The sequence below is a fragment of the Kosakonia oryzendophytica genome, assembly GCF_027886705.1.
In the GTDB taxonomy this organism is placed as follows: Bacteria; Pseudomonadota; Gammaproteobacteria; order Enterobacterales; family Enterobacteriaceae; genus Kosakonia; species Kosakonia oryzendophytica.
Genome location: NZ_CP115659.1, coordinates 911,841 through 925,346, shown reverse-complemented (window position 1 = coordinate 925,346; position 13,506 = coordinate 911,841). Strand labels below are relative to the sequence as shown.

10 protein-coding genes are annotated in these 13,506 nt (G+C 51.7%); 3 read left to right on the top strand and 7 right to left on the bottom strand.

Annotated features, from left to right (window positions below):
* Positions 1-271: 271 nt before the first annotated feature.
* The 5 genes from O9K67_RS04465 to O9K67_RS04445 form a co-directional block, all read right to left on the bottom strand.
* Positions 272-952, bottom strand: a complete 681-nt coding sequence (locus O9K67_RS04465) for an oligogalacturonate-specific porin KdgM family protein (RefSeq protein WP_061493296.1) — start codon at positions 950-952, stop codon at positions 272-274.
* Positions 953-1,428: 476 nt separating this feature from the next.
* Positions 1,429-2,610, bottom strand: coding sequence for an acetyl-CoA C-acetyltransferase (locus O9K67_RS04460; protein ID WP_061493295.1), 1,182 nt, complete (start codon positions 2,608-2,610; stop codon positions 1,429-1,431).
* Positions 2,611-2,795: 185 nt separating this feature from the next.
* The gene (locus O9K67_RS04455) at positions 2,796-3,608 is read right to left on the bottom strand and encodes a MetQ/NlpA family ABC transporter substrate-binding protein (RefSeq protein WP_061499767.1); all 813 of its coding nucleotides are present in this window, start codon (positions 3,606-3,608) and stop codon (positions 2,796-2,798) included.
* Between the two features lie 18 nt (positions 3,609-3,626).
* Entirely contained in the window at positions 3,627-4,295 is a 669-nt protein-coding gene (locus tag O9K67_RS04450) for a methionine ABC transporter permease (RefSeq protein WP_061493294.1), read from the bottom strand.
* Positions 4,288-5,310: a methionine ABC transporter ATP-binding protein gene (locus tag O9K67_RS04445; protein WP_061493293.1), complete on the bottom strand. Its 1,023-nt coding sequence runs from the start codon at positions 5,308-5,310 to the stop codon at positions 4,288-4,290. The genes O9K67_RS04450 and O9K67_RS04445 overlap by 8 nt, the downstream gene beginning before the upstream one ends.
* 394 nt (positions 5,311-5,704) lie before the next feature.
* On the opposite strand from O9K67_RS04445, the gene O9K67_RS04440 reads away from it, so the two are divergent.
* Both O9K67_RS04440 and O9K67_RS04435 read left to right on the top strand, forming a co-directional pair.
* On the top strand, positions 5,705-7,075 hold the full coding sequence (locus O9K67_RS04440) for a pyridoxal-phosphate dependent enzyme (protein ID WP_061493292.1): 1,371 nt from the start codon (positions 5,705-5,707) through the stop codon (positions 7,073-7,075).
* A 19-nt stretch (positions 7,076-7,094) separates the two neighbouring features.
* A complete protein-coding gene (locus O9K67_RS04435; RefSeq protein ID WP_061493291.1) occupies positions 7,095-8,255 on the top strand; it encodes a trans-sulfuration enzyme family protein in 1,161 nt (386 codons plus the stop codon).
* Positions 8,256-8,329: 74 nt separating this feature from the next.
* Here O9K67_RS04435 and O9K67_RS04430 read toward each other — a convergent pair whose 3' ends face one another.
* Positions 8,330-9,652 (bottom strand): sensor domain-containing diguanylate cyclase, encoded by a 1,323-nt coding sequence (locus O9K67_RS04430; RefSeq protein ID WP_061493290.1) that lies wholly within the window; start codon positions 9,650-9,652, stop codon positions 8,330-8,332.
* 1,086 nt (positions 9,653-10,738) lie between these two features.
* Positions 10,739-12,208, bottom strand: a complete 1,470-nt coding sequence (locus O9K67_RS04425) for a putative bifunctional diguanylate cyclase/phosphodiesterase (protein ID WP_271044640.1) — start codon at positions 12,206-12,208, stop codon at positions 10,739-10,741.
* 782 nt (positions 12,209-12,990) lie between these two features.
* On the opposite strand from O9K67_RS04425, the gene O9K67_RS04420 reads away from it, so the two are divergent.
* Positions 12,991-13,347, top strand: a complete 357-nt coding sequence (locus O9K67_RS04420) for a hypothetical protein (protein ID WP_249277791.1) — start codon at positions 12,991-12,993, stop codon at positions 13,345-13,347.
* Positions 13,348-13,506: the final 159 nt, after the last annotated feature.

Genomic DNA, 13,506 nt, shown 5'->3' with positions numbered 1-13,506 from the left:
CTCCTGGGGGGCTTTTTTTTACCCGTCGATGCCAGGATAAATTTTCGCATTCCCAGACCTGCGTTTACCTTCATCCGCCGATGCCCTATTGCCAACGCAAGCGCTGTTTAAAACGACAGAACTGGGTGGTGCCCTGTGAACCCGGCCATATCCGAACCCCGGTAAATCAACTATTGAACTGAGCGGCGACACAACGGCGGTTCGAAAACAGAGCAAACAAAAATCCCCGGCCAACGGCTCCGGGGAATGTTTTTGAGGGTAATGCAGACAATCAGAAAGAATAGGCTACGCCGAGACGGAAACGGGTCTGGCGTTCGTCGGTGTTTTTCACGCCCACGTTGCCCAATTCAACATACGGAGACCAGTTCTGATCGAGTTTATAAGCCACTTTAGCGTTATATTCGTTTGAATAGGTTTTGTTGTTATCGCGGATAACGTCTTCAGTGCTCTTGGCATAAACATAGTTCAGCTCAAAACGGAAATCGCCCAGCGCCCAACCCACCCAGGTATCGAATTTGTTGACTTTATTATCAACGGTATTGGAATCCGGGTTACGTGTGTATTCATAACGATAGCGGCCTGCAATATAAACGCCGTTATCAAAGCTGTATTGCACATGCAGATACGGTTTATAAATGGAGTTCGTATCTTTACTTTCGATATTAAAGCCCGGTGTCAGCGCAAAATTCTTGGTCGCAGCCCAGCGCCAGTTGATCGATTCTTCGTGACCATTCCCCACAATTTCAGTTAAGGGTTTATCGGCATCATCGCCGCCGGATTTCCATTTCGCTTCAACACCAAAACCCACACCGTTATCAAAACGGTGAGAGACCGCAACACGATCGGCGTTAGAACCGCTGTCGATGTATTCATGACGTAAGTCGACGGTAACAGCTTGTGATGCGAAGGAAGCGCCAAGGAGTGAAGCAAGAGCCAGAGTTTTCTTAAACATGAGTCACCTCAATAATTAAAATTATGTTCCATTTTTATGGAATTACATTTTATTTTTTCGGTAACTTTATTTTAGTGATCTCGATCGTAAATAATTACACGGAACTGAACTATCTATAACGACGTGATGAATATCAATTTATTTGCCGCTTTTCCGATAAAAAACAAGGGCAAGATCACACCAATTTTTTATTAACCGAGAAGTTACAATTGGAAATACAACTTAAAAACACAATTAAAAACAGCCATATACAAAATGAATTATATAATAATAAGCATGCTTACCTTGTACAATGACAATGGTAACGGTGGCAACAATACAATTGTGGTAAATTTAAAGTGTGTTTTCTAATTAGGGGAAATGATTATTAGAGGCAGCCGAAAAGGTTTTAATTTAATTGAAACACCGCCTGAGATCACCATCACAAATAATAAAGCCTTCCCGGAGGAAGGCTTTATTTGACTTAAAAGAGGAGATCAATCGCGTTCAATAGCCAGCGCCACGCCCTGACCACCGCCAATGCATAATGTCGCCAGCCCTTTGCGCGCGTTGCGCTTTTGCATCTCGTGCACCAGGGAAACCAGAATACGGCAACCGGATGCGCCAATCGGATGACCCAACGCGATCGCGCCACCGTTGACATTGACGCGTTTCTCGTCCCATTCGAGGACCTTCCCCACCGACAACGCTTGCGCCGCGTAGGCTTCGTTCGCTTCAATCAGGTCAACATCATTTAACTGCCAGCCTGCACGATCCAGACAACGTCGCATCGCATAGACGGGCGCGATCCCCATCAACGCCGGATCAACGCCAACGCTGGCAAATGCCCGAATACGCGCCAGCACCGGCAGATTCATCGCCTGCGCTTTGTTCTCGCTCATCATCAATACTGCCGCCGCGCCATCATTCAATGGCGAAGCGTTACCGGCGGTGACCGAGCCACTCACGCCAAAAGCCGGAGACAATCTTGCCAGCGCTTCGGCACTGGGATCGGTACGCGGCTGTTCATCAGTATCAACAATCACCGCCCGACCATCTGCGGCAATCGCGTTCACCGGTACAATCTCAGCACGAAAGCGACCTGAATCAATGGCCGCGCGCGCTTTATGCTGGGAACGGAGTGCCCATTCATCCTGATGTTCGCGGCTGATGCCATACTCGCGCGCCAGATTTTCCGCCGTCATTCCCATATGGTAATCGTTGAACGCATCCCACAGCCCGTCGTGCACCAGACTATCAATCAGTTGGCTATTGCCCAGCGGCGCACCGGTTCGGCTGTCGGTGAGCACATGCGGCGCACGACTCATATTTTCCTGGCCGCCTGCAATCACCACATCTGCCTCGCCACACTGAATAGCCTGCGAGGCCAGATGCAGGGCTTTTAGCCCTGAACCGCAAACATCGTTAATAGTGATGGCGGAAACGGTATTCGGTAACCCACCTTTAATAGCCGACTGGCGCGCAGGATTTTGCCCGGCTCCGGCAGTTAACACCTGGCCCAGGATCACTTCATCAATATCCTGTGGCTGCACACCGCTGCGTTCCACCAACGCCTGCACTACCAGACTACCGAGCTCAACGGCGGAGTGGCGCGACAAGGCCCCCTGAAAACAGCCGATTGGCGTGCGGACAGCCCCCACGATCACGACATCTTTCATCTCTACCTCCGCCCTGGAATGAACCTGGCAATAGTAGTGCATTGTTAATGAGTGTTAACAAGGTTGTTTAAAATTGGTGATATTAATCACAAGGAAATAATGGACCAGAAACGGTGGAAATAAAGAAGGAGGAGAAGAAAACGGCGCTACAGGCGCGCGGCCAGAACAGCCGCGCGCCAGAAGGATCAATTATTAACCGGGATCACCGCACCTTTATATTTGGTGCGGATCCATTCCTGAATCTCTTTGGAGTGCAGCACGTTCACCAGCGCAACGATATCCTTCTTCTTCTCATCACCACGATGAACGGTAATGATGTTCGCGTACGGGTTGTTTTCACCGCTCTCTACCGCAATCGGATCGTGTACCGGATCCAGGCCAGCATCGATCGCGTAGTTGGCGTTGATCACTACCGCGTCGCCTTCATCGTTGTTGTACATCTGCGGCAGCAGCGCCGCTTCAACGTTCGGCAGGAATTTCAGTTTTTTCGGGTTATCCACGATGTCGTCAATTCGGGCAGTGACTTTATCCACACCCGGTTTCAGCTTGATCACGCCCGCTTTTTCAAAGATGGACAGAATACGCCCCTCTTCGGAGACCGCATCACGCATGATGATCTTGCCGCCTTGCGGCAGATCTTTCAGCGACTTGTATTTTTTAGAGTAAATACCAATCGGCTCAATATGAATCGCGCCCGCACTCACAAAATCATAGGTCTTGTCGCCTGCATGGTCTTTGATCACGCTGTTCAGGTACGGGATGTGCTGGAAGTAGTTGGCATCCAGTTCACGGCTGGCCAGCGCAGTGTTCGGCAGGATGTAATCCTGGAACGGTTTAATTTCCAGATCGATGCCCTGTTTCGCCAGAATCGGTTTCGCCTGCTCCAGAATTTCAGCATGCGGCACATTAGATGCGCCAACGATCAGCGTGTCCGCCCAGGAAGAGAAGCTCAGAACGCTCAGGGTGGCTGCGGCAATCAGTGTCAGTGTTTTTTTCATGATGGTGGTTTCCAATAATTATCGTTTATCTAACAGAGAAGTCATCACGTCGCCGCAGAACTGGATGATGAAGACGATGATCAGGATAGTCACCGTCGCCACCAGCGTGACGTCGTTGTGGTTTCGCTGGAATCCTTCCAGATAAGCAAGGTTGCCCAACCCGCCTGCGCCAATAACTCCGGCCATGGCGCTGTAGCTCACCAGCGCTATCAGCGTCACGGTAATACCGGACACCAGCGCAGGTGATGATTCAGGTAATAACACCCGAAAGATCAGTGTGCTCAGACGCGCGCCCATTGAACGCGTCGCCTCAATCACCCCTTTATCCACTTCGCGTAGCGCAATCTCGACCAGACGCGCATAAAACGGCGCAGCACCGACAATCAATGCGGGCAGTGCCGCATTAGCACCGAGAATGGTGCCAACCAGCGCCTTGGTAAACGGGATCAATAACACAATCAAAATGATAAACGGGATCGAGCGGAAGACGTTCACCAGAATCGAGATGATGCTGTACAACGCACGGTTCTGAAACAGACCGCCACGCGCAGTCAGAAACAGCGCCAAACCAAGCACAATCCCCAGCACAAACGTCGCCGCGCCTGACAGCGCCGTCATATATAACGTCTCTTGCGTGGCGGCCCAGAGTTGCTCCCATTTCAGATGGGGGAAAAATGACTCAGCCATGCGTTACCACCTCGCTTTCAATCTCGCTGTTGCGTAAGTCGGCGAGGATATTGTTCAGTTGTTCCGGGGTCGCCACCACGTGCACCCATAATTGTCCAAACACACCGTGCGCTGTTTGCGACATTTTGCCGTGCAGAATATTGAACGGCAGGCCATAGCGCAGGGTCAGTTCTCCCACAATCGGCTGGTGCGTATTGTGACCAGTAAAGGTCAACTTAATGACGGCACCGCCCAGGTCGCTGCTCAGTTCCGGATTAAACGCCTCGTCTTCTTTATACTGGCTGACCTGACGTACAAACTGCCGGGTGATCGGTTTTTGCGGGTGAGTAAAAACACTTAACACATCGCCCTCTTCCACCACCTGACCATTCTCCATCACCGCCACGCGGTCGCAGATTTTGCGTACGACATGCATTTCATGGGTGATCAATACAATGGTCAGTTTGAAGCGACGATTAATATCCAGCAGCAGATCGAGAATCTGGTCGGTCGTCTGCGGATCCAGCGCCGACGTTGCTTCATCACACAACAGCACATCCGGATTGTTCGCCAGTGCACGAGCAATACCGACGCGCTGTTTCTGCCCACCGCTCAATTGCGACGGATAGGCGTTTTCGCGACCTTTCAGCCCCACCAGCTCAATCAGTTCCGCTACACGTGCGGTGATTTTCGCTTTCGGCGCACCGGCAATCTGCATAGAAAAGGCGATATTTTCGCTGACCGTGCGCGACCACAATAAATTGAAGTGCTGGAACACCATGCTGATCTTCAGACGCGCCTGGCGCAGCGCTTCGCCCCGCGCGGCGGCGATATCCTGCCCATTGATCACGACGCTGCCGGAGGTGGGCTTTTCCAGCCCGTTCAGTAAACGGATCAGCGTACTTTTCCCGGCGCCGCTGTAGCCGATAATCCCGTAAATTTGCCCCTGCTCAACGGTCAGATTGACGCTGTCGACAGCAGTAATCGATGCCTTTCCCTGGTCGAAAATCTTAGAAATATTCCTGAGAACGATCATGCGTTGGTGTTTCCGTCTGGCAGTTTAGCAGTATGGATGTCCAGACGATAATAATCACCCGTAGTGATATTTCAAATAACCAAATGGACATTATTTATAACTAAAAGCGCTAAACGGCAGAAAAAGCGGGATTTTTCGAAAAGGATTTATTTCGCATTACATTGCCAAAAAACGCATAACTCCAGCGAACAGAACGAAAAAAGTGCATGAAATCAGCGCTAAAACACCTTTTTTGGCTATCAACACATCCGGACGACTATACGGCTCTCCGTCCCGACGGCCAAACAGAGCTTTATATTTCCGTTTGTTCTAAACGACAAATAAAGATTCTTTAAAAGAGAAAAATGGCAGACCTATCATCCGCCCATCACGATTTTCTACGGGTGAACACACAATGTCTGTCTTCCATTCAGTAACCGAATTGATCGGCCAAACACCGCTGCTGCAACTGCATAAACTCGACAGTGGCCCATGCGAATTATTTCTCAAACTCGAAAACCAAAACCCAGGCGGATCGATCAAAGATCGGGTCGCTCTGTCGATGATCAATGAAGCCGAACGGTTAGGTCTGCTCTCGCCTGGCGGCACCATTATTGAAGCCACTGCGGGAAATACGGGGCTCGGGCTGGCGTTGATTGCGGCGCAAAAAGGGTACTCGCTGGTGCTGGTCGTGCCGGACAAAATGAGCCGTGAGAAGATTTTTCATCTGCGCGCATTGGGTGCAAATGTGGTGCTCACCCGCTCTGACGTCAACAAAGGGCACCCCGCCTATTATCAGGACTATGCCCAACGTCTGGCGCTCGAAACACCGGGCGCATTTTATATTGATCAGTTTAATAACCCGGCCAACCCCCAGGCGCACACTACCACCACCGCGCCGGAGATTTACCACCAGCTTGACGGCAATATCGACGCCATCGTCGTGGGCGTGGGTTCCGGCGGCACGTTGGGTGGGTTACAAGCCTGGTTTGCCGAACACTCGCCGCACACCGAATTTGTGCTGGCGGATCCGGCTGGTTCCATTCTGGCCGACCAGGTCGAAAGCGGTCATTATGGTGAACCCGGCTCATGGCTGGTTGAAGGGATTGGCGAAGATTTTATTCCGCCGCTGGCGCATATCGATGGCGTGAAACAGGCATTTCGCGTCACCGACCGCGAGGCCTTCGCCACCGCACGGGATCTCCTGCAACAGGAGGGCATTCTGGCAGGATCGTCTACCGGCACGCTGCTGAACGCGGCACTGCGTTACTGCCGGGCGCAAACCACGCCAAAGCGCGTGGTCACGTTCGCCTGTGACAGCGGCAATAAATACCTGTCGAAAATGTTCAATGACGACTGGATGCGCCAGCAAGGTCTGCTCACCCGCCCATCGAGCGGTGACCTGACCGATTTTATCGCGCTGCGTCACGATGAAGGCGCGACGGTCACCGCCGCACCGCAAGACAGCCTTGCCGCAGTACTGGCACGCATGCGTTTGTATGACATTTCGCAGTTACCGGTGCTGGAAAAAGGTCACGTGGTCGGGATTGTTGATGAGTGGGATTTGATAAGCCATGTGCGTGGCGACAGTGCGCGTTTTTCCCTGCCGGTGAAAGAAGCGATGACCCGCAACGTTGAAATTCTTGATAAGCATGCTCCGGAGAGCGCGCTGTATGCCATTTTCGATCGCGGCCTGGTGGCGGTGATCGCTGACAACGGCCGTTTTGTCGGCCTTGTCACCCGCAGCGACGTCCTCACCACCTGGCGCAACCGCCTTGAACAATAAAGAACAAAAGGAAAAGAGAGTGAAAACACTGGCAACGCAGAGTGTCCATAGCGGCACATTCAACGACCAACACGGCGCAGTCATGCCGCCAATTTACGCCACGTCAACCTTCGCCCAACCCGCGCCAGGTCAGCACACCGGGTATGAATATTCGCGCAGCGGCAACCCGACGCGCCATGCGCTGGAAACCGCCATCGCCGAACTGGAAGGCGGCACGCGCGGTTATGCCTTTGCATCTGGCCTCGCCAGTATTTCAACCGTGCTTGAGCTGCTGGATAAAGAGAGTCACCTGGTGGCTGTCGATGATGTCTACGGCGGCACCTACCGCCTGATTGAAAATGTTCGCCGCCGGAGCGCCGGGTTACGGGTCAGTTGGGTAAAGCCCGACGATCTCGCCGGGCTGGAAGCCGCCATCCGACCGGACACGCGCATGATTTGGGTGGAAACGCCCACGAATCCGCTGCTAAAACTGGCGGATCTGGCGGCCATTGCCACTATCGCCAAACGGCATAATGTGCTGAGCGTGGCGGATAACACGTTTGCGTCCCCGGTGATCCACCGCCCACTGGAGTTGGGGCTCGATATTGTGGTGCACTCCGCCACGAAATACCTGAACGGACACTCCGATGTGGTGGCCGGGCTGGCGGTGGTGGGTGACAACCCGGCGCTTGCCGAGAAACTGGGCTATTTGCAAAACGCCGTCGGCGGCGTACTCGATCCCTTCAGTAGCTTCCTGACGCTGCGTGGGATCCGAACCCTGGCGCTGCGCGTGGAACGACACAGCAGCAACGCGTTAGCGCTCGCACGCTGGCTGGAGCAACAGCCGCAGGTGGAAAAAGTGTGGTTCCCGTGGCTGGAGTCACACCCGCAGTACGCGCTTGCGCGTCAGCAGATGGCGCTACCGGGCGGCATGATATCGGTGGTGATCAAAGGCGATGATGCGCGGGCGACGACCATCATCAACAAATTGACGTTATTTACCCTGGCGGAAAGCCTTGGCGGTGTGGAAAGCCTTGGCGGTGTGGAAAGCCTGGTAAGTCAGCCTTTTAGCATGACCCATGCCTCCATTCCGCTGGAACAACGGCTGGCCAACGGTATTACGCCGCAACTGATCCGTCTGTCGGTAGGCATTGAAGACGAAAACGATCTGATTGCAGACTGGCGGCAGGCATTGCTGTAAACCGGAGAGCCCCACCGCGTCAGCACATCGGCGCAGGCGCGGTGGGGCGTTGCCACCACGGACGATGTGCAAATTCAGGGAACGGTGTAGGCATCCCGCGCGGAAACCACCTGATTGCGACCTTGTTTTTTAGCCGCATAGAGCGCGGTATCAGCCAGGTGGATCAACCCACTGGCAATCATATGCAGCGGTTTATCCTCAATAGAGATTTGCTTGCCATGCAGGGTTGCCACGCCGATGCTGATGGTCAAATAACCGGTCGGACTGGCATGGTGCGGTAACGCCAGCGCATTAATATTGCTGCGCACCACTTCCGCCACACCCAGCGCCTGCACCAGATCGGTACCGGGCAAAATAATCAGAAACTCTTCACCGCCGTAACGGCTGACATTATCGCCGCTACGCAGGCGCGACGACGTAAGAGTTTTGGCAACAATGCGCAAACAGTCGTCCCCCGCCTGATGACCGTGGGTATCGTTGTAGTTTTTGAAGTAATCAATATCCGCCAGACAGACTGACAGCGGGAAATCGTCCTGCATGGCGCGGGTGATCTCCGCCACCAGGCACTCATCCATATAGCGGCGATTAAACAACCCGGTCAGATGATCGTGCTGCGCATATTGTTGCAGCACTTTGTTGGCACTCGCCAGTTTCTGCTCGGCGTGACGGCGCTCGGTAATATCCACCCAGGTCACCGACAGACCGATAACATTGTCCATCGCATCGCGAACCGGCACCGATTGAATGTCGTAGCAGCGATCAAACCAGCCCAGTTCTCGTGAAGGCAACGTTTCTCCGCCATCCGCCAGTTCAAAGTCCGTACGAAAGAAGTGCCAGTACTCTGGCATCAGGCTCTGGAAATGGATCTCCGCACCGTGCGGCGCGCGTTCTCCCAACAGCTTTGCCATCGCTTTATTGGACATCACCAGCCGCCCCTGGCGATCGATCATGCAGAGCGCCACCGGGGTGGTTTCATAGATTGTCTCCAGTTGCAGGACGCGCTCGCCAAGCGTGGAAATGTTGCGGTCGATCCCACGGTACCCGCACAGTTCACCGTTATCGTCAAACAGCGGAATACCGCTGGTTTCCAGCACCACAATGGTTCCATCAGCGCGCTGGTTACGGTTTACCAGCCCGGAAAACGCGCGCTTCTCCATCACGATAGCGCCAAAAGCGCCGGCAACGCGTTCGGCTTCGCCCGGTGGCATAAAATCAAAGGGGGTTTTGCCAATCACCTCTTCCGGTGGCACACCCAGCAGCTCCGTCACCACATCGGAAGACCAGGTATAACGCCCCTGAGCATCCACTTCCCAAACCCAATCTGAATTATTATTGAGCAACTCAAAGAGATGCTTAACGTCTTCATCCCTGTGGTCTGTCCGTCTTTTTTCACTCATGATTTTTGTTCCGCATGACCCGCTATGCGCTTAACAACAGCCTGATGATAGGGTGAAAGGCGAAAAGCACACCTGGCCGCTAAAATCGCACGCCTTGCCAGAATGACCTTCAGCCGCAAACGATTCACCACAAATAGATAACTTCGCGTCATGCCTAAGCTGCAGGCTAACCCTGTGAAAGTGAATCAGATTTGCACTCATTTTGCATAATTATTGTTAAGTGCTTTCTACTTACCAGGATCTGCTCTGGCCCTGTCGCGCCCCACATCCATTACGAGAAGTCATGATAGCCTTGCCGGGACGCAATGCATCAGGCTTTTTCGTTATCCCTGTGCGCGCCAGCACAATACCGCTTCCCTTTCCCAGCCCAATGTTGCCCAGGATAAATACCCAATCACCGTTATTTATTTGTTCTCCAGCCCAACCAAACCGGTAATTATAGAGTCAACCTATCTTAATAAATTTATTGTCCCAAACGCAAATTTCCGCATGGATTTTTATTTTTTTCCAGGTAATATAAATTTTCTTCGCTTATTATCGTCGTGCACGCATAAGAAAAAAAAGGTAATCATCGCGACCTGTCTATATATATAAGCGAATTAATTAAAAGCATCTATAAAACAAAAAAGAGCCTTCCTGTATTTATTGCAGCGGCTTGCTATACCTATGTTCGCTCCTGTGAAGCGCCGTGCCGCAAGGCCTGGCGTGGGCTATCATTAACGTCGGGTATTGTAAATTTATGCGTATTAACAATAGCGAAAATAAAACAACCAGTACTAATCCGGCCCGTCAGGCGCACCGTCACATGTCATGGGGGATGCTGGTTTTTTGCTTATTACTTATCATATTGAAATGTTTTAGTTAATTCGGCGAAAAATCTTTCTTATAAAAACAAGGCGGGAATAATGTATACCCATTATTCGGCTTGCCTGAGTGGGCAAGTCGTAAAAGAGTAGAAACTTATCTGACTCCGTTGCTGAAGGGGAAACAAAAAATAATCCCCCGGCACTGGACGCGCACCGGGGGAATTATTCCGGCCTGATTATCCTTTCAAGCCTGGGCCACTGCTACCGTGCAAACTCACTCTTAAATCATTTCACTTTGCGGCCTGCTTTGCAGCCAACCGGCCAGCGCTGCCGCCGTGAGCGCGCGGGAGTAAAGATAACCCTGCGCAATATCACACTGCAGATCGCGTAACTGATTACGCTGCTGTTCCGTTTCCACACCTTCGGCAACCACCGTCTGATGCAGACTCTGACCAATTTTGACCACCGTGGTGGCGATGGCTTTCATCTTGCTGCCTTCGCTCAAATCACGCATAAAGCTCTGATCGATTTTCAGTTCAGTCATCGGTAAATGCGCCAGTCGGGACAGGCAAGAGAAACCGGTGCCAAAATCATCCATCGACAACCCAACACCTAACTCCCGCACGGCGCAAATCACTTCCATCGTTTCCGGTCGCTTGTCCATCATCACCCCTTCGGTGATCTCGATGGTCAGACAACTGGCCGGAATACGGTACTGCCGGAGCAGATACGAAATGTAATTAGGCAGGCTGCTGTTATAGAAGTTGATCGGCGACAGATTAACCGACACCACGGGTACATCAATACCGTTATTGCGCCATTCCGCCATCTGGCGGCAAGCTTCATGGAGCGTCCAGCGACCAATGGCCTCGATCTCGCCGGTCTCTTCGGCCAGGGCGATAAATTTTCCGGGGGGAATATCGCCAAGAACCGGATCGGTCCAGCGTGCCAGCGCTTCGACCCCATAAAGCTCGCCATTTTTAAGCCAAACCTGCGGCTGATAGTGCAAATGCAGCAGATTGCTGGCGATTGCCAGTTTCAACGCCGCCGCCAGTTTTAGCCGTTCCTGATCCACCTGGTTCATCTCAGTGCTGAAGAACAGGTAACCGCCGGAGGCCGCCGCTTTCGCCAAATGTGACGCGTGGTTAGCATGCTTAAGCAAACCATCCCGTGAAACGCCATGATCCGGATACAGACTGATACCGGTGCTGACGGTCACATTTAACGCCAGATCGGCAATTTTAAACGGCATGCGGAACAGCGCCTGAATTTTCTGCGCGATACTGGTTGCCCGAGTGCTATCGCAATCCGGGATCACCAGCACAAACGCGTCGCTGTCGGCGTGGCTGACAAACCCCTGGCGGGAAAACTCAGTGCGCAGGCGCTGCGCGATGGCCACCAGCACGTTATCCCCTGCGGCGTAGCCGAGCGCATCGTTAACGTCTTTAAAATGATCCAGGTCGAGAAAGAAGAACGCCGCGCGGGCATGCTCGCTACTGGTCATCATCTGATCGATATACTGATGCAACGCGCTACGATTCGGCAGCCCAGTCAGACGGTCAAAGGTTGAAAGTTTAGTGACACGCTCCTGGTCAATGTGCACCACAACACGACAAGGTGCGCCCGTATTTTCTGGTCCGTCATAACTGATGGTTGCCGCCAGCGACGTCTCTTCGCCGGTTGCAGTAATGACGGTCAGTGCCTGCTCATTTTCTGCTTCGCAGGACAGCACATCGATAGCGCCAAACAACGGAATGGTTGACGCCTTACAGCCGAGGACCGAAATCCGCGGATAGCCCCATAATTGCTCAGCTGCGCGATTAAAAAAAACACGGTTTCCGTACTATCAAGTAGTACGACAGCATCGTGAACATTTTCGAGTGCGGCAAGCATATTCTGAGAGCCGAAAATATCATTTTCAGAATGCATAATCGTTTTTCTTAAAGAAGTGTTCGGGTACATCCTAATTGAAAGTATTAAAGGGTTCAATATCACTCAGCAGCTATATTAATAGAGAATGATGATTTATAGATGGTCTCAATATATAAACATTAATTAATCGCTAAAGAATCCAAAATAATTTCCGATAAAGACAGTGCGCACAAAAATCGAGAAATTATGAATAAATTGTGAAGAATTGATGTCGGGTAATTATTAATAAAAAGTTTAACTAACAATCCATGTGATAAATTTTACCTCTCACACCCCGCAACGCCGTGCTACCTGCGGCTTTGTCTCGACGCACAGTAATAAATAAAGCCAGCATTCATAGAAAACCCTAATAAGTGCATCCTAATTTATTGATATCGTCACTTGACCTTAACCGCTCCCCACCGACAGTATATGAGGAAATTCTCAAATAAACCGAATGTCTGAAATTTATCTTAACGAAAGACCTGGTTTATTACGTTTCCGCTGAATAACCCGGAAAATAGAGAAGATAACCTTGCTAATTATAGCTCGTATTCAACACATCGGGGTCAGGCAAATACTATGTATGATGATTTAGGTTCTTTGGCTGGAAAACTAAAAATGTCCGGTGTCTCTTTCCAGGAAATGAATGAAGAAGATGGTGCTACTATGCAAGCAGTAACCACAACGGCAGTCACCTCCGACGCCAGCGACGAAAAACACGAAGCGGCAATCACTGAAATCCCGGCTGTCAGCCGCAAAGAAGTGAGCCCTGCCAGTGCGCCAGCAGACGTACCGGCTAACACTATCTCCTGGCCGAAAAGCAAACCGGCACCGGTCGCTGCACCAAACGCGTTCAGCACACCGGCAAATACGATTATGGAAAGCGTTGCGGCCATCAGCCGTCCGGCGGAATTTGAAGTCCGTGAACGTAATCCGGTGCGGCTGGATATGTTATTTACGGTAATTGGCAAATAATACCGTTCAGCCATGTGGGATCCACACATGGTAATAATCAGCACAATTTTTCATGACCTGCTGCAGGTGATGCTATCGGTCTATGACTAATTTGATGGCCAGCAGAATGCGTCATGATTTTTAACAGGTAACCGGAAACATTGTTATGCCGGGGTACCT